Genomic DNA, 22,434 nt, shown 5'->3' on the forward strand with positions numbered 1-22,434 from the left:
AGTCTTATGAATCAGAAGTGGCAGCAGCGCTTGCAGGCGCTGCGCTGGGCGCTTCTGTTTTAGGAGCGGAATCCGCGGCGGGCGCACTGCTGCGGCCGCTGAAGTCGGTCGCGTACCACCCCGTGCCCTTGAGCTGGAAGCCCGCGGCCGTCAGTTGCTTGGAGAAGGCGTCGGCACCGCAGGCGGGGCAGACCGTGAGCGGCGCATCGGAGATTTTTTGCAGCACGTCTTTGGCATGGCCGCAGGAGCCGCATTTGTAGGCGTAAATAGGCATTGCGAAGGACTGCGAAGAAGATGCAAAACTCTCGATTATAGGCGTGCGGCCCAACCGGCCCTGCCCTGCTTCACGCCGCCCCCGTCCTCACTCCACACCCACCACCCGGTGGTGGGGTGCCCGGGTGCTGCGCACGACCTGGGGCGCCAGCGAACCGGCCACCATTCCGAACATGGCCGAGAGCAGGCCCGCCAGCTGCTGCGGAAACGCCTCGTGCAACGCGGGCGTGAGCATGAACACCAGCCACACCCCGATGCCCAGCACCACTGCGCACAGGGCGCCCTGCGTGTTGGCACGCTTCCAGTACAGGCCGAACACCAGGGGCACGAAAGCCCCCACCAGCGGCACCTGGTAGGCGCTGGACACCAGTTCGTAGATGGGCGTGCCCTCCATCTTGATGGAATAGGCCAGCACGCCGACGGCGAACACCAGCACGCTGATGCGCATGGTCAGCAGGTTCTCGCGGTCGCTGATCTTCTCGGGGCGGAACTGGCGCCAGATGTTCTCGGTGAAGGTGACGCTGGGCGCCAGCAGCGTGGCCGAGGCGCAGGACTTGATGGCCGACAGCAGCGCGCCAAAGAACAGCACCTGCATGACCAGCGGCATCTTGTCCATGACCAGCGTGGGCAGCACCTTCTGCGGATCTTCCTTGAGCAGTTCGGCCGTCTCCTGCGGCATGATCAGCAAGGCGCTGGCCACGAGGAACATGGGCACGAAGGCGAAGAAGATGTAGGCCGTGCCGCCGATCACAGTGCCGCGCGTGGCCGCGCGCTCGGAGTTGGCCGACATGACGCGCTGGAACACGTCCTGCTGCGGAATCGAGCCCAGCATCATGGTGATGGCGGCACCGAAGAAGAAGATGATTTCGTGCCAGCTCGGCTCGGGCCAGAACTTGAACAGGTCGCGGCTCGTGGCCAGTTCGATCACCTTGCCCGCTCCACCCGCCATGTCGCTGGCGAACCAGGCCAGCACCAGCAGGCCCACGACCAGGATGATCATCTGGATGAAGTCCGTCACGGCCACCGACCACATGCCGCCCCACAGCGTATAGACGAGGATGGACATGATGCCGAGGAACATGCCCATGGGGATGCTCACCGAGCCACCGGACAGCAGGTTGAACACCAGCCCCAGCGCCGTGACCTGCGCCGACACCCAGCCCAGGTAGCTGAGCATGATGATGAGCGAGCAGATGACCTCGATGACGCGCCCGTAGCGCTCACGGTAGTAGTCGCTGATGGTCAGCAGCGTCATCCGGTAGAGCTTGGCCGCGAAGAACAGCCCCACCAGGATCAGGCACATGCCGGCGCCGAAGGGGTCCTCGACAACGGCCTTCAGCCCCCCCTCGATGAACTTGGCCGGCACACCCAGCACGATCTCGGACCCGAACCACGTGGCAAACGTCGTGGTGATGATCATGTACATGGGCAAGTGGCGGCCGGCAATCGCGAAATCGGCCGTGTTCTTCACCCGTTGGGCGGCCCACAAGCCGATACCAATGGTGACAAACAGGTAGGCAATCACCATGAAGAGCAACACGATGGCACTCCTGAGGAAGAAGAAGAGAAGGGTTAGAAGAAACGGATGCGCACGAAGAGCTGCATGGCCAGCAGCCCCAGCACGAAGCCCAGACCGCCGTAGATCAGGCTTTGCAGCAACCGATTGGTGCGCTTCTGGCTGACCAGCAGTTCCTGCAGCTCGGCATGATGGTCATGCGGCCGTTGGCGCAGGAAGTCATGCAGGAGGCGCGGCAGGTCGGGCAGGATCTTGGCGTAGCGCGGTGCCTCGGCGCGCAGCTCGCGCCACAGGCGCTGGGGGCCGAGCTGCTCCAGCATCCACTTTTCCAGAAAGGGCTTGGCCGTGCTCCACAGGTCCAGGTCGGGGTCCAGCTGGCGCCCCAGGCCCTCGATGTTCAGCAGGGTCTTTTGCAGCAGCACCAGCTGCGGCTGGATCTCCACCTGGAAGCGCCGCGAGGTCTGGAACAGGCGCAGCAGCACCATGCCCAGCGAGATCTCCTTGAGCGGGCGATCGAAATACGGCTCGCACACCGTGCGTATGGCGGCCTCCAGTTCGTTCACGCGGGTGCTGGCAGGCACCCAGCCGCTTTCGATGTGCAGCTCGGCCACGCGCTTGTAGTCGCGCCGGAAGAAGGCCGTGAAGTTCTGTGCCAGGTATTCCTTGTCGAACTCGGTCAGCGTGCCGACGATGCCGAAGTCCAGCGAGATGTAGCGACCGAAGCTCCCAGGCTCCAGGCTCACCTGGATGTTGCCCGGGTGCATGTCGGCATGAAAGAAGCCGTCGCGGAACACCTGGGTGAAGAAGATGGTCACGCCGTCGCGCGCCAGCTTCGGGATATCGACACCGGCACTGCGCAAACGCTCGACCTGGTTGATGGGCACCCCATTCATGCGCTCCATCACCAGCACCTCGGCGTGGCAGAACTCCCAGAACACCTCGGGAATCAGCACCAGGTCCAGCCCGTCCATGTTGCGCCGCAGCTGCGCCGCGTTGGCGGCCTCGCGCACCAGGTCAAGCTCGTCGTGCAGGTAGTTGTCGAACTCTGCCACGACCTGGCGGGGCTTCAGGCGCTTGCCGTCCGCCGACAGGCTCTCCACCCAGCCGGCCATCATGCGCATGAGCGCCAGGTCTTTGTCGATCACGGACAGCATGCCCGGGCGCAGCACCTTCACCGCCACCTCGCGCTCCTGCCCCTGGCGGTCGCGGATCACGGCGAAATGCACCTGCGCAATGGACGCACTGGCCACGGGCTCGCGATCGAACGACACGAACACCTCGCCTATCGGGCGGCGGAATGCGCGCTCGATGGTGGCAATGGCGATCCCGGAGTCGAACGGCGGCACGCGATCCTGCAGCAGCGCCAGCTCGTCCGCGATGTCGGCCGGCATGAGGTCCCGCCGCGTGGACAGCACCTGGCCGAACTTGACGAAGATCGGCCCCAGACTCTCCAGCGCCTCGCGCAAACGCTGGCCGCGGGGCGCATCCAGCCGGCGCCCGAAGGTGATCACACGCGTGACGCCGCGCAGCCATGGCTTGCTGAAACTGGACAGCACCAGCTCATCCAGCCCATGGCGCAGCACCACCCAGACGATGGTTATGCCCCGAAAGAAGCGGCTCATGGCGGCGAGTAGTCCGAGGCGTCGCCCAGACCCGCGCGGCCTTCTGCCGGCGCGGCCATGCGGCCACCCACGAAGCGCCGCAGCGCCTCGGCGGCGCGCCCCGCCACGGAGGCGATGGCGCGTGCGGGCGCATCGCCGATCACGCGCGCGAGGTCTTCCTCGACATCCCAGCGCACATGGTCCACCAGCCAATTGATTTCTGCAGCCAACTGCACGTCACCCTCGATACGAATGGTGGGCTTGTCGCCGCGCAGCGCGCCCTTGGCCAGCGACAGCGGTGAAGTTTCGGACACCTCCAGCCGCAGATCAGGCAGGGCGCCCTGGGGTGCCAGGTCGAACAGCCCCGCGGGCGTGACCTGCAGCGCCATCGAATAGATGCGCCATTGCACGCGCGCCACGCGGCCACGCTGGCGCGCCAGCCGGTCCATGGCCTCCCTCTCCTGCATGAGCACATGGTTGAGGAACAGCACCACACGGTGCTGCACCTCATGCACCAGCCATGCGGGCGGCTGCGGTCCGGCCACGATGCGCTCGAAAAGCCCATCCAGGAAAGAAAAAGGGGACTGTGTTGCCATAGCCCCCGATTATTCCCCGAACTGGGCGCCGCACAACGCGCTTTTTCGCCGTGCGCCGCCCCGGTCGTGCGGGGCCATGCTTACTGCAAGGCCTGCACGCCAGCCACCAGCCAGCCGCTGGAGCCGTTCTTGGGCTTGGTCATGTTCCAGACCTCGCGGAAGGGGCTGGGCCCAGCGGAGGGCTCCTCGCGGATCATGCCGGAGAACTCCACGCTGGCCATGTAGTCGCCGCCCAGGTCCTCGATGCCGAGCAGCTGCGCCTCCAGCATGACCACGTCGGTCTGGTTGGGCTGCTCGCCGCCGCGATGCGACTCGCGCTCGTTGAGCTGGGTGCGGATCTCATCCAGCATGCCGTCGGTCATCATGGAGCGCAGCGTCGTGATGTCGGAGCGATCCCAGGCCGCCTGCAGCGTGGTGAAGTTGTTCTTGGCCGCCTTGAGGAAGCCCTCGGTATCAAAGCCCGCAGGCACGCCCCAGTTCTGCGAACCGGACAGTGCGGAGCCGATCATCACGCCCGCGCCGCCTGCGGCCGACGGCGTCTGAAAGGCCATGCTGCTGCGCTCCCAGGGGCGCGCCGAGGCATCGTTGCCCACCTTGTCGGGGCTGTACTGGCGCGGCATCTGCGCTTCAGCCGGCGTGGCGGCTCCCGCCCCCTGGAAGGCGAAGGGCGTGGCACTCGCCTGACCGGCGGCGGACTTGCGTGCGCGCATGACCATGCCGATCACGACCATGATCACCAGCGCCAGCAAGGCCATCAGCAGGAACTGGCCGAACTCGGCGCCCAGGCCCAGCGAACTGGCCAACCAGGCCAGGCCCAGGCCCGCGGCCAGACCGCCCAGCATGGCGCCCCAGGGCTTCTTGGGCGCAGCAGCCGCGGCATTGGGCGCGGCCGCCGGCTTGGCCGCGGTGTTGGCGGCGGCACTCTGTGCCGGTGCCGCAGGCGCGGCGGGAGGCGTTGCAGCGTCGCGCTGGGTCACGTTGCTGGACTGCTTGCCGATGGATTTGCCACCGCCCATGCGGCGGGCATCCGCATCCAGATGCACGACCGCCAGCATGGCGACCAAGACCATTGACCACAGTTTCATCATGTCTTCTCCGATGTATTGATAGCGTTCAACCGACGTGGATTGTTCTCAGCACTTGATTCCAACATGCAAGGCCGCGACGCCGCCAGTCATGTTGTGATAGTCCACATGCCCAAAGCCACTTTGCTGCATGAGGGATTTGAGCTCTTCCTGGCCCGGATGCATGCGGATCGACTCGGCCAGATAGCGGTAGCTGGAGTCGTCACCCGCCACCAGCTTGCCCAGGCGCGGCAGCACCTGGAAGGAGTACCAGTCGTAGGCCTTCGCCAAAGGCTTGGCGACCTTGGAAAACTCCAGCACCAGCAGCCGGCCGCGGGGCTTGAGCACGCGGCACATCTCGGCCAGGGCCGCGTCCTTGTGCGTCATGTTGCGCAGGCCGAAGGCCACGCTCACCAGGTCGAAGTGGTTGTCGGGAAACGGCAGGTGCTCGGCATCGCACACCGTCGTGGGCAGGACCACGCCGGCGTTGATGAGCCGGTCGCGGCCCACGCGCAGCATGGCTTCGTTGATGTCGGTATGCACCACGCGCCCCGTGGCGCCCACCTTCTTGGAGAAGGCCAGGGCCAGGTCGCCCGTGCCGCCGGCGATGTCCAGCACCTGGTCGCCCTCGCGCAGGTTGGCCACCATCACGGTGTAGGCCTTCCAGGCCCGGTGCAGCCCCGCCGACATCAGGTCGTTCATGAGGTCATATTTGGGCGCGACGGAATCGAACACGCCGCGCACATGGCGCGCCTTGTCCTCTTCCTGAACCGACTGGAATCCGAAATGCGTGGTACTCATACCGCGATGCTAAGCACCTGCCGCCCACGCGTACAGCGGCAACCCCGCATATGCCCAGGGCATCTGTCGCAAATTAGACCCAGCGGCGGCGCCCGCCGCGGCGCTCAATGGCTGCCGCAGCCCTGGCTGCCACAGCCTCCGCTGCCGCAACCCTGCCCGCCGCCCTTGGACGCCATGGGCGCGTCGCGGTCGACGCCCGCCGCGGCCAGGCGCTCGGCGTACTCGGCCCACAGGGCCTGCTCGTTGCTGCCCAGCTCGTAGAGATAGCTCCACGAAAAGATGCCGCTGTCATGGCCGTCGGAGAAGGTGGGCTTGACCGCATAGTTGCCCACGGGCTCCAGCCCCAGCAGCGTGACGTCGCGCTTGCCCGTCTGCAGCACCTGCTGGCCCGGGCCATGGCCCTGCACCTCGGCCGAGGGAGAGCACACGCGCATCAGCTCGAACGGGATGCGAAAGTGCGCGCCATCCGAGAACGCCACCTCCAGCACGCGCGACTGCTCGTGCACCGTGATGGACTGGGGCATGGGAGCGCCCGCTATCAGACCTGCCATGGATTTCACCTGCTAGACGAATTGAGAAAACACCGGGGGCGGCCGCACGGGCAGCCCGGCCGCATTGTGCGCTGCGCGGGGCGCCATACGCCCATTGGCACTCAAGTGGCCCTACAGGCGCATGCAGTAAGCGCAAAAAGCTATCAATTAAATAGCACTACCCGGCCACTCGGTCGGCCCAGCGCTGCAGGCGCTCGCGCATCAGGGCGTGCAGCGCCGGCAGGCGCTCGGCCACCACGACCTCGCGCCCGGCATCCCGCTCGCGCTGGGGCGGCGCCCACACGGGCGCGGGGAAATGGCTGTCCCACTCGTAGCGCGCGATCACATGCCAGTGCAGGTGGGGCACCACGTTGCCCAGGCTCGCCAGATTGATCTTGGCGGGCGCCAGCTGCTCGCGCAGCGCCTGCTCGACCAGGGCCACGGCCTCCATGCAGTGCTGGCGGTCGGCGGGGGACAGGTCGGAGAACTCGGCCGCATGCGCCGTCCAGATCACGCGGTAGAAGGCCGGAAAGCCGGCCTCCTCGGCGTGGATCACGCGCAGCTTCTCGCCGCGCCAGATGAGGGCGCCGGCATCGGCATCGCACAGCGGGCAGTCCGCGCTCATACCAGCACCCGCTCGATGCCGCCGGCGTTGGCGCGCTGCACGTACTCGGGCAGCCAGTTCTCGCCCAGGATTTCGCGCGCCATCTCGATGACGATGTAGTCGGCCTCGAGCAGGCCGTTTTGCAGATCGTCCTGGTAGCGGTTCAGGCCCTGCAGGCAGCTCGGGCAGCTGGTCAGGATCTTCACGTTGTCCTTGCCGCCCACGGCGCCGCTGGCGCGCAGCGCGTCCTCGCCCTTGCGGATTTCCTCGGTCTTGCGAAAGCGCACCTGCGTGGAGATGTCGGGCCGCGTCACGCCCAGCGTGCCGGACTCGCCGCAGCAGCGCTCGCTCTTGAGCACGTTGTCGCCCACCAGCGCCTTCACGGTCTTGACCGAGTCCTGCAGCTTCATGGGGTTGTGGCAGGGCTCGTGGTACAGGTAGGCGCCCTTGCCCTGCAGCGTGATGCCCTTTTCCAGCAGGTATTCGTGGATGTCGATGATGCGGCTGCCGGGGAAGATCTTGTCAAACTGGTAGCCCTGCAGCTGGTCGTAGCAGGTGCCGCAGCTGACCACCACCGTCTTGATGTCCAGGTAGTTCAGCGTGGTGGCCACGCGGTGGAACAGCACCCGGTTGTCGGTGATCATCTTCTCGGCCTTGTCGAACTGGCCGCTGCCGCGCTGCGGGTAGCCGCAGCACAGGTAGCCCGGCGGCAGCACGGTCTGCACGCCCGCGTGCCACAGCATGGCCTGCGTGGCCAGGCCGACCTGGCTGAACAGGCGCTCGGAGCCGCAGCCGGGGAAGTAGAACACCGCCTCCGTGTCGGCCGAGGTGGCGGCCGGGTTGCGGATGATGGGCACGTAGTCCTTGTTCTCGATGTCCAGCAGCGCGCGCGCCGTCTTCTTGGGCAGGCCGCCCGGCAGCTTCTTGTTGACGAAGTGGATCACCTGCTCCTTGATCGGAGCCGTGCCCACGGTGGCCGGCGGATGCGCGGTCTGCTTGCGCGACACACTGCGCAGCAGGTCCACGGTCATGCGCTGGGCCTTGAAGCCCACGTTCACCATGGCGCCGCGCAGCAGCTTGATGGTGTCGGGGTTGGTGGCGTTGAGCATGGCCATGGCCACCTTGTTGCCGGGCCGGAAGCTCTTCTTGCCCATCTTGCGCAGCAGGTTGCGCATGTTCATGGTCACGTCGCCGAAGTCGATCTTGACCGGGCACGGCGTGTAGCAGCGGTGGCACACGGTGCAGTGGTCGGCCACGTCCTCGAACTCCTGCCAGTGCTGGATGGACACGCCGCGGCGCGTCTGCTCCTCGTACAGGAAGGCCTCGACCAGCAGCGAGGTCGCCAGGATCTTGTTGCGCGGGCTGTACAGCAGATTGGCGCGCGGCACATGCGTGGAGCACACGGGCTTGCACTTGCCGCAGCGCAGGCAGTCCTTGACGCTGTCGGCGATGGCGCCGATGTCGCTCTGGCGCATGATCAGCGACTCGTGCCCCATCAGGCCGAAGCTCGGCGTGTAGGCGTTGCTCAGGTCGGCGAACATCAGCGAGGCACGCGACCCCTTATGCGCCGAATCGGCCTGCAGCGCTTGCCCATCAAGCGCCAACAGCTCCTGATTTCGCAGCAACTTGCCGCGATTGAAGCGCCCGTGCGGGTCGATCCTGCGCTTGTACTCGGCGAACGGCGCCAGCTCCTCGTTGGTCAGGAACTCCAGCTTGGTGATGCCGATGCCATGCTCGCCCGAGATCACGCCGTCCAGGCTGCGCGCCAGCACCATGATGCGGGCCACGGCCTCGTGCGCGGTCTGCAGCATGGCGTAGTTGTCGCTGTGCACCGGGATGTTGGTGTGCACGTTGCCGTCGCCCGCGTGCATGTGCAGCGCCACCCATACGCGGCCGCGCAGCACGCGCTGCTGCACCTCGCCCAGGGCCTGCATCAGCGGCTCGAAGTCGCTGCCGGTGAAGATGTTGCGCAGCGGGTCGCGGATCTGCGTCTTCCAGCTCGCGCGCAGGCTGTGGTCCTGCAGTTGCGGGAACAGCTCCTCCACGCGCCGCAGCCAGTCCTGCCACAGCGCGCGCGTGTCGTGCACCAGGGCCAGGGCCAGGGCCAGCTTTTCCTCCAGCAGCTCGGGCGAGGGCAGCTCGCCGCCCGCCTCGGGCTTGCCCAGCGGCAGGTTGCCGCGGGTCAGGAAATCCTCCAGCGCATCGGCCAGCTCGATCTTGTTGCGCAGGCTCAGCTCAATGTTGATGCGCTCAATGCCGTCGGTGTACTCCGCCATGCGCGGCAGCGGGATCACCACGTCCTCGTTGATCTTGAAGGCGTTGGTGTGGCGACTGATGGCCGCCGTCTTCTTGCGGTCGGCCCAGAACTTCTTGCGTGCCTCGGCGCTCACCGCCGTGAAGCCCTCGCCCGAGCGCGAGTTGGCGATGCGCACCACCTCGGCGGCGGCGCGGGCCACAGCGTCGGGGTCGTCGCCCACGATGTCGCCCACCAGCAGCATCTTGGGCAGGCCGCCGCGCTTGGACTTGGTGGTGTAGCCCACGGCCTTCAGGTAGCGGTCGTCCAGGTGTTCCAGGCCGGCCAGCAGCACGCCCGAGCGGTTCTGCTCGGCGAACATGAAGTCCTTGATCTCGACGATGCTGGGCACGGCGTCCTTGGCGTTGCCGAAGAACTCCAGGCACACGGTGCGCGTGTGCTCGGGCATGCGGTGCACTATCCAGCGCGCGCTGGTGATCAGGCCGTCCGTGCCCTCCTTCTGGATGCCGGGCAGGCCCGACAGGAACTTGTCCGTCACGTCCTTGCCCAGCCCCTCCTTGCGGAAGGTCTTGCCGGGAATGTCCAGGCGCTCGGTGCGGATCGGTGTCTTGCCGTCGGCCTCGAAATACTGCAGCTCGAAGCTGGCCACCTCGGCGTCGTGGATCTTGCCCAGGTTGTGGCCCACGCGGGTCACTTCCAGCCACTGCGCCTCGGGCGTGACCATGCGCCAGCTGGCCAGGTTGTCCAGCGCCGTGCCCCACAGCACGGCCTTCTTGCCGCCCGCGTTCATGGCGATGTTGCCGCCGATGCACGAGGCCTCGGCGCTCGTCGGGTCCACGGCAAAGACGAAGCCGGCGGCCTCCGCCGCGTCGGCCACGCGCTGGGTGACCACGCCGGCCTCGGTCCAGACGGTGCCCACCTCATGCTCCAGGCCCGGCAGGCGGCGCATCTCCACCGCGGTCATGGCCTCGAGCTTTTCGGTGTTGATGACGGCGCTGCGCCAGGTGAGCGGGATCGCGCCACCCGTGTAGCCCGTGCCGCCGCCACGCGGGATGATGGTCAGCTCCAGCTCGATGCAGGCCTTGACCAGCTGCGCCATCTCGGCCTCGGTATCGGGCGTGAGCACCACGAACGGGTATTCCACGCGCCAGTCGGTCGCGTCGGTCACGTGCGACACGCGCGACAGGCCGTCGAACTTGACGTTGTCCTTGGCCGTGTGGCGGCCCAGGCGGCGTGCCACCCGCTTGCGCAGCTCGCCGGCCTCGACCAGCGTGGCATCGAACTCGGCGATGGCCCGGCGCGCCGCGTCCACCAGCACGCCCACGCGGCGGTCGCGCTCGGCGTCCTCCTGCGGCAGGCGGCGCTTCTCGATCTCGGCCATGCGGTGCTTGAGCGCATCCACCAGCAGCCGGCGCCGGTCCGGGTTGTGCAGCAGGTCGTCCTGCAGGTAGGGGTTGCGCTGCACGACCCAGATGTCGCCCAGCACCTCGTAGAGCATGCGGGCCGAGCGGCCCGTGCGGCGCTCGCGCCGCAGCTGGTCCAGCACATCCCAGGCGGAGGCGCCCAGCAGGCGGATCACGATTTCCCGGTCGGAAAACGAGGTGTAGTTGTACGGGATTTCACGCAAACGGACGGGCTCGGCGCCTTGCGTCTGCAGGGCGGCCAGCGCAATCGGAACATTCATGGGATCAACCTGGGTCGGGCGCACCGCGCCCTCGTGCCTCGGGGCAGGGATTTTATGCCACGCCCCTCTGGCGTGCCGCCCTCTGGCGAGTGCCACTACGCCGCGCCTGGATGCGGGCGGTTCATTTCAAGCAAAATAGCCTCCAGCGCTTGACCAACAAGCGCAAGAAGATATCATTTTTATAGCAACCTCAGAACAGCACGCGGCTGCGGATGGTGCCGGGTACCTGGGCCAGCTTCTCCAGCGCCAGGTCGGACGAGCGCGCGTCGAGGTCGATCACCACGTAGCCCACCTTCTCGTTGGTCTGCAGGTACTGGCCGGCGATGTTGATGTGGTTGTCCGACAGGATGCTGTTGATCTGCGACAGCACGCCCGGCACGTTGCGGTGGATGTGCAGCAGCCGGTGCTTGCCCGGGTGGGCGGGCAACGCCACCTCGGGGAAGTTGACCGAGGTGATGCTGGTGCCGTTGTCGCTGTACTTGACGAGCTTTTCCGCCACCTCCAGCCCGATGTTGGCCTGCGCCTCCATGGTGGAGCCGCCGATGTGCGGCGTGAGGATCACGTTGTCCAGCCCGCGCAGCGGCGAGACGAATTCGTCCTTGTTGCTCTTGGGTTCGACGGGGAACACGTCCACGGCCGCGCCCAGCAGCCGGCGCTCCTTCAGCGCCTGGGCCAGCGGCTCGATCTCCACCACCGTGCCGCGCGAGGCGTTGATGAGGATGGCACCCGGCTTCATGGCCGCGATCTCGGCCGCGCCCACCATCCACTGGGTGGACGGCAGCTCGGGCACATGCAGGCTCACGATGTCGCTGGTCGCCAGCAGCTCGGCCAGCGAGCCCACCTGGCGCGCATTGCCCAGCGGCAGCTTGTTGACCACATCGTGAAAGACCACCTGCATGCCCAGCGCCTCGGCCATCACCGACAACTGGGTGCCGATCGAGCCGTAGCCCACGATGCCCAGCGTCTTGCCCCGGATCTCGTAGGCATTCGTGGCGCTCTTGAGCCAGCCGCCGCGGTGGGCCACGGCACTCTTCTCGGGCACGCCGCGCAGCAGCAGAATGGCCTCGGCCAGCACCAGCTCGGCCACGGAGCGGGTGTTGGAGTACGGCGCGTTGAACACGGCGATGCCGCGCTCGCGCGCCGCATTCAGGTCGATCTGGTTCGTGCCGATGCAAAACGCCCCCACGGCCACGAGCTTGTGCGCGTGAGCGAACACGTCCGCCGTGAGCTGGGTGCGCGAGCGGATGCCCAGGAAATGCACGTCCGCGATCTTCTGGCGCAGCTCGTCGCCCTCCAGCGCGCCGGACAGGGCCTCGACCTGCGTGTAGCCCGCGGCGCGCAGCACCTCCAGGGCAGAGGGATGAATGCCCTCCAGCAACAGAAACTTGATCTTGCTCTTATCCAGGGAAGTCTTGGCCATGGCGTGGTCACTCGGGAGTAAATGCCTGAAACGGCGTTGCGGATGAAATGGGCGTAGGCGGATCATTGTGCAATGCACAAATCCCTGCTTGCATCCATGCGAATCCATGCCGCCGACCGGCTTGGCGCAAGCTTCTTGTCAGGAAACGCCCGGCATTTGTCACAACACAGTCATACAAATGCCACAATTCCCGCACCATATCGTCGACGGGTTTACCCGGTTGTTGCCACTTTTTCGGTGTGCGACAACGACATATTCCTGTCATGAAACGTGGCCACCATCGCCGCTTTCAGGGCAATCGTCTATCAACGAGGAGCATTCATGCAGATCAAACACTTGACGTTGGCCGCAGCCGTGGCCGCCACCAGCCTGGCAGCCCAGGCCCAGACCGAAATCCAATGGTGGCATTCCATGACGGCCGTCAACAACGAGTGGGTCAACGACCTGGCCAAGCAGTTCAACGAAAGCCAGAAGGAATACAAGGTCGTGCCGACCTTCAAGGGCAGCTACGACGAGAGCATGACGGCCGCCATCGCCGCCTTCCGCTCGGGCAATGCGCCCCATGTCCTGCAGGTGTTCGAGGTGGGCACCGCCACCATGATGGCCAGCAAGGGCGCCACCGTGCCCGTGGCCAAGGTGATGAAGGACGCGGGCGCGGACTTCAACCCCGGCGCCTACATCCCCGCCGTGGCCGCCTACTACACGGCACCGAACGGCCAGATGCTGAGCTTCCCGTTCAACAGCTCCACAACCATCTTCTACTACAACAAGGACGCCTTCAAGAAGGCCGGCCTGAACGCCGACAAGGCCCCCGCCACCTGGCCCGAGGTCTTCGAGGCCGCCAAGAAGCTCAAGGCCAGCGGCCACAGCTGCCCCATGACGCTGGCCTGGAACGGCTGGACCCAGCTGGAGTCCTTCTCCGCCTGGCACAACGTGGAGTTCGCCACCGAGAAGAACGGTCTGAGCGCCAACGGCTACAAGGCCCGCATGAAGATCAACTCGCCGCTGCACGTGCGCCACATCGACAACCTGGCCAAGGCTGCCAAGGCCGGTGAGTACGTGTACAAGGGCCGCGGCTCGGCCGCCCAGGCCTCGTTCACCGCCGGCGAGTGCGCCATGATCCAGACCTCGTCGGGCTTCTACGGCGACGTGGCCAAGAACGCCAAGTTCGCCTACGGCCTGGCCCCCATGCCCTACTACCCCGACGTGAAGGGCGCGCCGCAGAACACCGTGATCGGCGGCGCCTCGCTGTGGGTCATGTCCGGCAAGAAGGCCGAAGAGTACAAGGGCGTGGCCAAGTTCTTCGAGTTCCTGTCCGACACCAAGGTGCAGGCCGCCAGCCACCAGCGCACCGGCTACCTGCCCATCACCATGGGCGCCTACGATCTGACGGACAAGTCCGGCTTCTACGCCAAGCACCCCGGCACCGATGTGGCCGTGAACCAGATGGTGCGCAAGGTGACCGACAACTCGCGCGGCATCCGTCTGGGCAACTATGTGCAGATCCGCACCATCGAGGACGAAGAACTCGAGCAGGTGTGGGCCGGCAAGAAGACGGCCAAGGAAGCGCTGGACGCCATCGTGAACCGCGGCAACGAACTGCTGGCGCGCTTCGAGCGCTCGTACAAGAAGTAATCCACGGCAACCCCGTGGCCCGCAAGGCGTTCCGGTGAACGCCCCTGCGCACACAGCGGCCCCGCCAGCGGGGCCGCATTTGTCTTTCCCCGGCGGTGCCATTGCGCACCGGCGGTTTTTTTGTTTATGAACGTCATGGAAAAACGCGTACTTTTCCGCTCGGCGTGGCTGCCCTGGGTGCTGATCGCCCCGCAGTTGCTCATCATCGGTATCTTCTTCTTCCTGCCCGCGGGCCAGGCCGTTCTGCAATCGTTCCAGATGGAAGATGCGTTCGGCATGAGCAGCGAGTGGGTGGGCCTGGACAACTTCCGCCAGCTGTTCGACAACCCGTCCTATCTGGAGTCGTTCCAGCGCACGGCGCTGTTCTCGGCCCTGGTGGCGGGCATCGGCATCGTGGTTTCTCTGGCCCTGGCCATCTTCGCCGACCGGATCGTGCGCTTCGCCATGGTCTACAAGACCTTGCTCATCGTGCCCTATGCCGTGGCGCCGGTGATCGCCGGCGTGCTGTGGGTGTTCCTGTTCTCGCCCTCCATCGGCGTGGTCACCTACTACCTGGGCAAGCTGGGCTACAACTGGAACCACATGATGAACGACGGCCAGGCCATGACGCTGATCGTCATCGCCTCGGTGTGGAAGCAGATTTCCTACAACTTCCTGTTCTTCCTGGCGGGCCTGCAGTCCATCCCCAAGGCGCTGATCGAGGCCGCCTCCATCGACGGCGCCGGCCCCTGGCGCAGGTTCTGGAACATCCAGCTGCCGCTGCTGTCGCCCACGACGTTCTTCCTGCTGGTCATCAACATCGTCTACGCGTTCTTCGACACCTTCGGCATCATCGACGCGGCCACCCAGGGCGGCCCGGGCCAGTCCACCTCCATCCTGGTCTACAAGGTGTACCAGGACGGCTTCAAGGCGCTGGACCTCGGCGGCTCGGCGGCGCAGTCGGTGATCCTGATGTTCATCGTCGTGGCCCTCACGGTGATCCAGTTCCGCTATGTCGAAAAGAAGGTGCAGTACTGATGCATGCCTCCCACCCCTGCGCGGCACCCCAACTAGTGAATCTGGAGTTCTCCCATGGTTGACCGCAACCCCTGGTTCAACATCCTGTCCCACGCCATCCTGATCCTCGGCGTGGCCATCGTGGCCTTCCCGCTGTACCTGGCCCTGATCGCCTCCACGCACACGGCCGAGGCCATCGTGCAGTCCCCCATGCCGCTGCTGCCCGGCGCGCACATGTGGGACAACTACAAGGCCGCCCTCTTCGGCTCCGGCAAGCTGGGCTCCAACACCAATGTGGTGAACATGATGTGGGTGAGCTTCGTGGTGGCCATGGTCATCACGGTGGGCAAGATCGCCATCTCGCTGCTGTCGGCCTTCGCCATCGTGTACTTCCGTTTTCCGTTCAAGATGCTGTGCTTCTGGGCCATCTTCATCACGCTGATGCTGCCCGTGGAAGTGCGTATCCTGCCCACGTACAAGGTGGTGGCCGACCTGGGCCTGCTCAACAGCTACGCGGGCCTGACCCTGCCGCTGATCGCCTCCGCCACCGCCACCTTCCTGTTCCGCCAGTTCTTCCTGACCGTGCCGGACGAGCTGGTGGAGGCGGCGCGCATCGACGGCGCCGGGCCCATGCGCTTCTTCAAGGACGTGCTGGTGCCCCTGTCGCGCACCTCCATCGCGGCGCTGTTCGTCATCCAGTTCATATACGGCTGGAACCAGTACCTGTGGCCGCTGCTCATGACCACCTCGGAAGACATGTACCCCGTGGTCATCGGCATCAAGCGCATGCTGGCCGGCGGCGAGGCCGCCGTGGACTGGAACATCGTGATGGCCACCGCGCTGCTGGCCATGCTGCCGCCCACCGCCGTCGTCATCCTGATGCAAAAGTGGTTCGTCAAAGGCCTGGTGGATACCGAAAAGTAAGCCCCTTGCCCGCACCACTCGTGAACCACTGAAATCATTGCTCCCATGGCCTCCATCTCCCTCAAAAACATCGTCAAGCACTACGGCAAGGGCAAGACTGCCGTGCCGGTCATCCACGGCGTCAACGCGGAAATCAAGGACGGTGAATTCATCGTCATCGTCGGTCCCTCCGGCTGCGGCAAGTCCACGCTGCTGCGCATGATTGCCGGCCTGGAAGAAATCACCGGCGGCGAGCTGCACATCGGCGACAAGGTCGTCAACAACATGGAACCCGCCCAGCGCAACATCGCCATGGTGTTCCAGAACTACGCGCTGTATCCCCACATGACCAACTACGAGAACATGGCCTATGGCCTGAAGCTCGCCAAGGTCCCCAAGGATGAGATCAAGCGCCGCGTGGACAAGGCCGCCCAGATCCTGGAACTGTCCCACCTGCTGGACCGCAAGCCGCGCCAGCTGTCGGGCGGCCAGCGCCAACGCGTGGCCATGGGCCGCGCCATCGTGCGCCAGCCCCAGGTGTTCCTGTTCGACGAGCCCCTGTCCAACCTGGACGCCAAGCTGCGCGCCCAGACCCGCATCGAGATCCAGAAGCTGCACCAGGAGCTGGGCATCACCAGCCTGTTCGTGACCCACGACCAGGTCGAGGCCATGACGCTGGCCCAGCGCATGATCGTGATGAACGGCGGCAACGTGGAGCAGTTCGGCTCGCCGGAAGAGGTCTACCACACGCCCGCGTCCACCTTCGTGGCCAGCTTCATCGGCTCGCCGCCCATGAACCTGCTCAAGAACGCCCCCGGCGGCAAGGCCGGGCAGATCCTGGGCATCCGCCCGGAGCACATGGACCTCGTGGCCTCGGGCGGCTGGGACTTCCGGGTCGAAACCGTGGAACTGCTGGGCGCCGAGCGCCTGGTGTATGGCTCCGTCAACGGCGAGGCGATGACGATCCGCCTGGACGAAGGCCTGCCCTATCCGAAGCCCGGCGAGACCACGCACCTGCAGCCCCGCGAAGACCGCCTGCACTGGTTCAACGCAGAGACGGGCAAGCGGATCTGACCATGCCCCACACCTCCCTGCGCCCCTGGCCCTACCCCCGTTGGGCAGCCCACCGCGGCGCCGGCAAGCTGGCGCCGGAAAACACCCTGAGCGCCTTCCGGCTGGGCGCGCAGCATGGCTATCGCTTCTTTGAATGCGACGCCAAGCTGTCCAAGGACGGCGTGCTGTTCCTCATGCACGACGCCACGCTGGAGCGCACCACCAATGGCCACGGCATCGGCGCCGATCTGACCATGGGCGAGATCGCCCAGCTGGACGCCGGCAGCTGGCATTCGCGCGCCTACGCGGGCGAGCCGCTGCCCACGCTGGAGGCGCTGGCCCGCTGGTGCCTGGCCAACCACCTGCACCTGAACGTGGAAATCAAGCCCACGCCCGGCCAGGAGGAGGAAACCGGCCGCGCCACGGGCGAGCTGATGAACCGCCTCTGGCCTCGGAGCATCGTCCAGCCCCTGTTCACCTCGTTCAAACCCGCGTCGCTGCAGGGCGCCAGGGACACGGCCCCGCACATCCCGCGCGGCCTGCTCGTGGACCGGTTCGCCGATGGCACGGGCGAGGCGGACCTCCGGCTCGCCCTCCAACTGGACTGCTCGGCCTTGGTGCTCAACCACGCACTGTGGACCGCCGAACTGGTGACCAAGGTGCACGGCGCCGGTCTGCGCTGCAGCAGCTACACGGTCAACGACGAATGGGCCGCCCGGCGCCTGATCGACCTCGGCACCGACGGCATCATCACCGACCGCGTGGACCTGTTCAGCCCCTGCGCGGACTGACCCCGCAGCCCCGGAGGCGGGCGGCCCCGGCGGCCACCGCCCTGCTTACATCGCGCAGCCATCGCTCACACAAAGTGCGGCCGCCGGCCGCGCGCCGGCCCGGCCGGCGGCGGAAAATGCGCGCATGAATCGCCACCGCAGCACCCGCCCGACCCCGCCGCCCCACCGAGGGAGCCCGGCCCCCGGGCCGCTGGTGCGCCTGCCGCTGGGCTGGCTGCTCGCGCTCTGGATCGCCTGCCTGGGCGCCTTTCCCGCGCAGGCCCAGAACCGGCCGGCCGCGGCGCCTGCGCCGGCCGCCATCACCCAGACCGATGCGGACAACGCCCCCCTGCCCCAGGTGGACGAGTTGCGCAAGCAACTCGACGCCCTTCCGCAGAAGATCGGCGAGGAGGACGACGGCCGCAGGCTGCTGACCGACGTCAACGCCATCGGCACGGCCGCCGAGCGCCTGGCCGCCCACCGCACCACCGAGCTGGCTGACCTGGACCTGCGCCTGGCCGGCCTGGGCCCCGCGCCCGAGAAGGGCAAGCCGGCCGACACGCCCGACGTGGCCGAGCAGCGCACGGCGCTGAACAAGCAGCGCTCGGCCATCGACGCCGAACTCAAGCTCGCGCGCCTCATCGCCGTCGATGCCGAGCAGCGCGGCGCCGACCTGATCCGCCAGCGCCGCGCGCAGTTCCAGGCCCAGCTCGCCCGGCGCACCGACTCGCCCCTGAGCCCCTCGTTCTGGCGCAACCTGCGCAACGCCGCACCGGGCGACCTGGACCGCCTGCAGGCCCTGGGCGAAGACCTGCGCGACGCGGCCAACGCCACGCTGGATTCGCCGCGCCGCGGCGCCTTCCTGGGCTCGCTGGCGCTGGCCCTACTGCTGGCCGTGGGCGGCACCTGGCTGGCCGAACGCGTGCTGGTGCGGGCCCTGCCGCCCCGCCTGCCCGCCGCACGGCTGCGCCGCTCGCTGCTGGCCGCCACCGCCATCGTGGTGAACGTGCTCATCATCGGCGCGGCCATGCAGCTGGCCTGGAGCGGGCTGCGGCTCGGCGGCACGCCGGGCGAGGACGTGCTGGCGCTCCAGCAGGCCAGCCTGCGCGCCGCCGCCTACGCCACCTTCGTGATCACGCTGGGCCATGCGCTGCTGGCGCGCCGGCGCAGCTCCTGGCGCCTACTGCCCATCTCCGACGACCTGGCCCGGCGCCTGAGCCCCTTCCCCTGGTGGGTGGCCCTGCTGTCGGCCCTGGGCGGGCTGGTGACGGAGGTCAACGCCATCGTCGGCGCCAGCCTGGCGGCCGAGGTGCTGGTGCACGCCGTGTTCGCACTGCTGTTGTCCGTCACGGTGGCGGCGGCCCTGGGCCGCCTGCGCACCACGCCGGATGCGTCCGCCCGCGGCGACGGCACGGCGACCGCGGATGCAGCGCCGAGACAGGCCGCCGGCCGGCCGCTGTGGGTGGGGCTGATCCTGGCCGGCGCCGGCCTGGCCGCGGCGGCCACGGTGCTGGCCGTGGCCATCGGCTTCATCGCGCTGGCCGGCACGGTGGCCCGGCAGATGGTGTGGGCCGGCGTGGTCTTCTCCTCGACCTATCTGCTGGTGCAGCTGATCGACGACCTGTGCGATGCGCTGCTGTCCTCCCGAGGCGGCTTCGGCGCGCGCGTGCACGCCACGCTGGGCATTGATGCCCTGCTGCTGGACCAGGCGGCGGTGCTGGTCTCGGGCGTGCTGCGGCTGCTGCTGCTGTTCTACACGGCGATCGCCCTGATGGCGCCGCTGGGCACCAACCCGGACGAGCTGTTCCGCCGCGGCAGCAGCGTGGACCACAGCCTGAAGATCGGCGACTTCACGCTCGCGCCCCAGGCCCTGCTCACCGCGCTGGCGGTGGTCTGCGGGGGCTTCCTGGCGATCCGCCTCATCAAGCGCTGGCTCAGCGACCGCTATTTCCCGCACACCACGCTGGAGCCGGGCATGCGCAGCTCCATCGTCACGCTGCTGGGCTACATGGGCGGCGTGGTGGTGATCGCCGTGGCGCTGGCGGGCCTGGGCATCAGCGTGGAGCGCATCGCCTGGGTGGCCAGCGCGCTGTCGGTGGGCATCGGCTTCGGGCTGCAGGCCATCGTGCAGAACTTCATCTCGGGCCTGATCCTGCTGGCCGAGCGGCCGGTGAAGGTGGGCGACTGGGTGGTGCTGGGCGACACCGAGGGCGACGTGCGCCGCGTGAACGTGCGCGCCACCGAAATCCAGCTCGGCGACCGCTCCACGCTGATCGTGCCCAACTCCGAGTTCATCACCAAAACCGTGCGCAACATGACGCTGGGCGGCGCCCAGGGCCGCGTGCTGCTGCGCCTGCCCGCGCCGCTGGACACCGACGCGCGGCGCATGCGCGCGCTGATCCTGCAGGCCTTCGAGGCGCATGAGGACATGCTGGACACGCCCGCCCCCTCGGTCACGCTGGAGGGCCTGAACAGCGGCACGCTGACCTTCCTGGCGATCGGCTACGTGAGCAGCCCGCGCAACGCGGCGGGCGTGCGCAGCGACGTGCTGTTCGCCATCCTCGACGCGCTGCGCGAGGCGGGCCTGGCGCTGTCGCCACCCGCCACCACCTCGGTCGCGCCGCCACAGCCCGGGCCGGCGGACGGGGCCCTGCCGCTGCCGGACAATGCCTGATTGCTATTATTTTAATAGCTAATTGCGCTTACCACATAAGCACAAGAGGCCATTTTCAATGGTGCTGCGCGACCTGTTCGCGCACATAGCCGGCCACCGCGGCCAGCACCTGGTCGAGGTGCCGCTGCAGCGGCGCGAAGCCGGCATTGGGTGCGCGCGTGTCCTCGTCCATGTACACCGGGCGGCGGATCTCGATCTGCAGGCTGTGGCGCTGCAGCTGCGGCTGGCCGATGCGGCCGATCAGCTCCACGCCCTTGTAGGGCTCGTTGAGCGCCACGCTGTAGCCGAAGCCGCGCAGCTGCTCGGCGATCAGGTGCACGAAGTCGGGCGCGCAGGTCGTGCCGTCGCGATCGCCCAGCACGAAGTCGGCCAGCGGCGGCGCATCCAGGCGGCCCAGGCGGCGGTACACGTCGTTGGGCATGGAGTGCAGGTTCAGGTGCCACACGCCGCCAAAGCGCTGCACGCTGGCGTCGATGGCCTGCTGCAGCGCCGCGTGGTAGGGGCGCCAGTAGCGCGCGATGCGGTGCTGCACCTCGGCCACCGTGCGCTTGCGCGCATACAGCGGCGTGGCCACGCCGTCCTTGCTGATGCGCTGCCAGATCAGGCCCAGGCCCTGCTGCGTCTTGACGCCGGGCGCCAGCGGCACGGGCCAGTCGCCGTCGATCTGCGCCGGGTCCAGGTCGGTGTCGCTGCGGTTCACGTCGATGTAGGTGCGCGGAAAGGTCGCCGCCAGCAGCGTGGCGCCATGCGCGGGCGCCGTGTGCCACAGGCGGTGCACATGCGTGTCCTCGCCGCGGCGCAGCAGCGCCATGGGCACGGCGTGGCCGAAGTCGTCCGGATAGGCCGTGCCGCTGTGCGGCGAGTCGCACACCAGCGGCAGCGGCTCGGCCGTGGGGAGCCAGACCTCGACCGGGGTCTCCGGCCGGGGGCTCAGGTCGTCATGCAAACCCATCAAAGCCCCGATCGCTCAGTCCATGCTGATGTTGGCGCGCTTGGCCACGGCCGTGTAGCGGTCGATGGCGGCCTGGATCTGCTTGGCGAACTGCTCGGGCGTGTTGCCCATGGATTCGCCGGAAATGCTCTTTTGCTTTTCCAGGTAGTCGGGCATGGCCATGGCCTTGTGCGCCGCGGCGTTGAGCTTGGCGATGACCTCCTTGGGCGTGCCCGCGGGCGCCACCAGGCCGAACCAGCCGCCGTCGCCCATGCCGGGGAAGCCCAGCTCGGTGTAGGTGGGCACGTCGGGCAGCACCTCGCTGCGCTTCAAGGCCAGCACCGCCAGCGGGCGCAGCTTGCCGCCCTTGATGTGCGGCAGCGTGGAGGGCAGGTTGTCCGTCATCGAGGTCACCTGGCCGGCCAGCGCGTCGTTGATGGCCTGGCCCGCGCCCTTGTACGGGATGTGCAGCAGCTGCATGCCCGCCAGATTCATGAAGTTCTCGATGTTGGCGTGGCCCAGCGAACCCGTGCCCGGCGAGGCGAAGGTGTACTTGCCGGGCTCCTTCTTGGCCAGGGCGATGAATTCCTGCATGGTCTTGGCCGGCACGCTGGGGTGCACCACGAAGACGCTGGGCACGCTCATCACGTTGGTGATGGGGGCGAAGTCCTTCACCGCGTCGTAGGGCAGCTTGCTGAAGATGGCGGGGTTGGAGCCGTGCGTGCTCACCGTGGCCATGCCGATGGTGTAGCCGTCGGGCGCGCTCTTGGCGATCGCGTCGGCGCCGATGGAGCCGCCCGCGCCGCCCTTGTTGTCCACCACCACAGCCTTGCCCAGGATCGGGCCCATCTTGTCGGCCAGCAGACGGGCCACCATGTCGGTGGAGCCGCCGGGCGCGAACGGCACGATCAGCTTGATGGGACGGTTGGGGTAGTCGCTGGCCTGCGCGTGCGCCAGCGGCGCGAAGGCGGCAGCGGCGGCGCAGGCGGCCAGGGTGGACAGCAGGGTACGGCGCATTGCCATGGTGTTCTCCTCGTTGTTGGATGAAATGCGGGGTGTCCCGATTCTTGAGCGCGCCGCCGCCCGCGAAAAGCGACAAAATGGCCCCCACCCATTACCAACGCTCATC

At 67.3% G+C, this 22,434-nt stretch carries 18 protein-coding genes; 6 read left to right on the forward strand and 12 right to left on the reverse strand.

Features of this window, described 5'->3' with window-relative positions:
• Window positions 1–4: 4 nt before the first annotated feature.
• From BP68_RS08620 to serA, 10 genes are all read right to left on the reverse strand, one after another.
• Window positions 5–274: an FmdB family zinc ribbon protein gene (locus BP68_RS08620; RefSeq protein WP_496370674.1), complete on the reverse strand. Its 270-nt coding sequence runs from the start codon at window positions 272–274 to the stop codon at window positions 5–7.
• Window positions 275–361: 87 nt separating this feature from the next.
• Window positions 362–1,813: a high affinity choline transporter 1 gene (locus BP68_RS08625; RefSeq protein WP_496370676.1), complete on the reverse strand. Its 1,452-nt coding sequence runs from the start codon at window positions 1,811–1,813 to the stop codon at window positions 362–364.
• Window positions 1,814–1,845: 32 nt separating this feature from the next.
• Window positions 1,846–3,411, reverse strand: a complete 1,566-nt coding sequence (gene ubiB / locus BP68_RS08630; protein WP_496370678.1) for a ubiquinone biosynthesis regulatory protein kinase UbiB — start codon at window positions 3,409–3,411, stop codon at window positions 1,846–1,848.
• Window positions 3,408–3,986, reverse strand: a complete 579-nt coding sequence (locus tag BP68_RS08635; RefSeq protein WP_496370680.1) for a hypothetical protein — start codon at window positions 3,984–3,986, stop codon at window positions 3,408–3,410. Before BP68_RS08635 ends, ubiB begins: the two co-directional genes overlap by 4 nt.
• A gap of 80 nt (window positions 3,987–4,066) precedes the next feature.
• On the reverse strand, window positions 4,067–5,074 hold the full coding sequence (locus BP68_RS08640; RefSeq protein WP_496370682.1) for a Tim44 domain-containing protein: 1,008 nt from the start codon (window positions 5,072–5,074) through the stop codon (window positions 4,067–4,069).
• 45 nt (window positions 5,075–5,119) lie between these two features.
• Window positions 5,120–5,851, reverse strand: coding sequence for a bifunctional demethylmenaquinone methyltransferase/2-methoxy-6-polyprenyl-1,4-benzoquinol methylase UbiE (ubiE, locus tag BP68_RS08645; protein WP_496370684.1), 732 nt, complete (start codon window positions 5,849–5,851; stop codon window positions 5,120–5,122).
• Window positions 5,852–5,955: 104 nt separating this feature from the next.
• On the reverse strand, window positions 5,956–6,402 hold the full coding sequence (locus BP68_RS08650; RefSeq protein WP_496370686.1) for a gamma-butyrobetaine hydroxylase family protein: 447 nt from the start codon (window positions 6,400–6,402) through the stop codon (window positions 5,956–5,958).
• Between the two features lie 157 nt (window positions 6,403–6,559).
• On the reverse strand, window positions 6,560–7,006 hold the full coding sequence (locus BP68_RS08655) for an HIT family protein (RefSeq protein ID WP_496370688.1): 447 nt from the start codon (window positions 7,004–7,006) through the stop codon (window positions 6,560–6,562).
• A complete protein-coding gene (locus BP68_RS08660) occupies window positions 7,003–10,923 on the reverse strand; it encodes a DUF3683 domain-containing protein (RefSeq protein WP_496370690.1) in 3,921 nt (1,306 codons plus the stop codon). The genes BP68_RS08655 and BP68_RS08660 overlap by 4 nt, the downstream gene beginning before the upstream one ends.
• Before the next feature lie 190 nt (window positions 10,924–11,113).
• On the reverse strand, window positions 11,114–12,343 hold the full coding sequence (gene serA / locus BP68_RS08665) for a phosphoglycerate dehydrogenase (protein WP_496370692.1): 1,230 nt from the start codon (window positions 12,341–12,343) through the stop codon (window positions 11,114–11,116).
• Between the two features lie 321 nt (window positions 12,344–12,664).
• Between serA and ugpB the strand changes: the two genes are divergently transcribed.
• The 6 genes from ugpB to BP68_RS08695 all read left to right on the forward strand — a co-directional run bounded on the left by ugpB (window position 12,665) and on the right by BP68_RS08695 (window position 20,374).
• Window positions 12,665–13,978 carry a sn-glycerol-3-phosphate ABC transporter substrate-binding protein UgpB gene (gene ugpB, locus BP68_RS08670; RefSeq protein WP_496370694.1) on the forward strand — a complete coding sequence of 438 codons (1,314 nt, stop codon included), beginning with the start codon at window positions 12,665–12,667 and terminating at the stop codon, window positions 13,976–13,978.
• 135 nt (window positions 13,979–14,113) lie between these two features.
• On the forward strand, window positions 14,114–14,995 hold the full coding sequence (ugpA, locus tag BP68_RS08675; RefSeq protein WP_496370696.1) for a sn-glycerol-3-phosphate ABC transporter permease UgpA: 882 nt from the start codon (window positions 14,114–14,116) through the stop codon (window positions 14,993–14,995).
• Window positions 14,996–15,049: 54 nt separating this feature from the next.
• On the forward strand, window positions 15,050–15,898 hold the full coding sequence (ugpE, locus tag BP68_RS08680; RefSeq protein WP_496370698.1) for a sn-glycerol-3-phosphate ABC transporter permease UgpE: 849 nt from the start codon (window positions 15,050–15,052) through the stop codon (window positions 15,896–15,898).
• A 45-nt stretch (window positions 15,899–15,943) separates the two neighbouring features.
• The gene (locus tag BP68_RS08685) at window positions 15,944–16,951 is read left to right on the forward strand and encodes a sn-glycerol-3-phosphate import ATP-binding protein UgpC (RefSeq protein ID WP_496370700.1); all 1,008 of its coding nucleotides are present in this window, start codon (window positions 15,944–15,946) and stop codon (window positions 16,949–16,951) included.
• A 2-nt stretch (window positions 16,952–16,953) separates the two neighbouring features.
• A complete protein-coding gene (gene ugpQ / locus BP68_RS08690; protein ID WP_496370702.1) occupies window positions 16,954–17,721 on the forward strand; it encodes a glycerophosphodiester phosphodiesterase in 768 nt (255 codons plus the stop codon).
• A 124-nt stretch (window positions 17,722–17,845) separates the two neighbouring features.
• Window positions 17,846–20,374, forward strand: a complete 2,529-nt coding sequence (locus BP68_RS08695) for a DUF3772 domain-containing protein (protein ID WP_496370704.1) — start codon at window positions 17,846–17,848, stop codon at window positions 20,372–20,374.
• A 55-nt stretch (window positions 20,375–20,429) separates the two neighbouring features.
• Here the strand turns inward: BP68_RS08695 and BP68_RS08700 are convergent, their stop codons facing one another.
• Complete coding sequence (locus BP68_RS08700) at window positions 20,430–21,326, reverse strand: N-formylglutamate amidohydrolase (protein ID WP_496370706.1); 897 nt, start codon at window positions 21,324–21,326, stop codon at window positions 20,430–20,432.
• Between the two features lie 15 nt (window positions 21,327–21,341).
• Window positions 21,342–22,328: a tripartite tricarboxylate transporter substrate binding protein BugE gene (locus BP68_RS08705; protein WP_496370708.1), complete on the reverse strand. Its 987-nt coding sequence runs from the start codon at window positions 22,326–22,328 to the stop codon at window positions 21,342–21,344.
• Window positions 22,329–22,434 lie beyond the last annotated feature (106 nt).

This window comes from Diaphorobacter oryzae DSM 22780 (assembly GCF_059568935.1).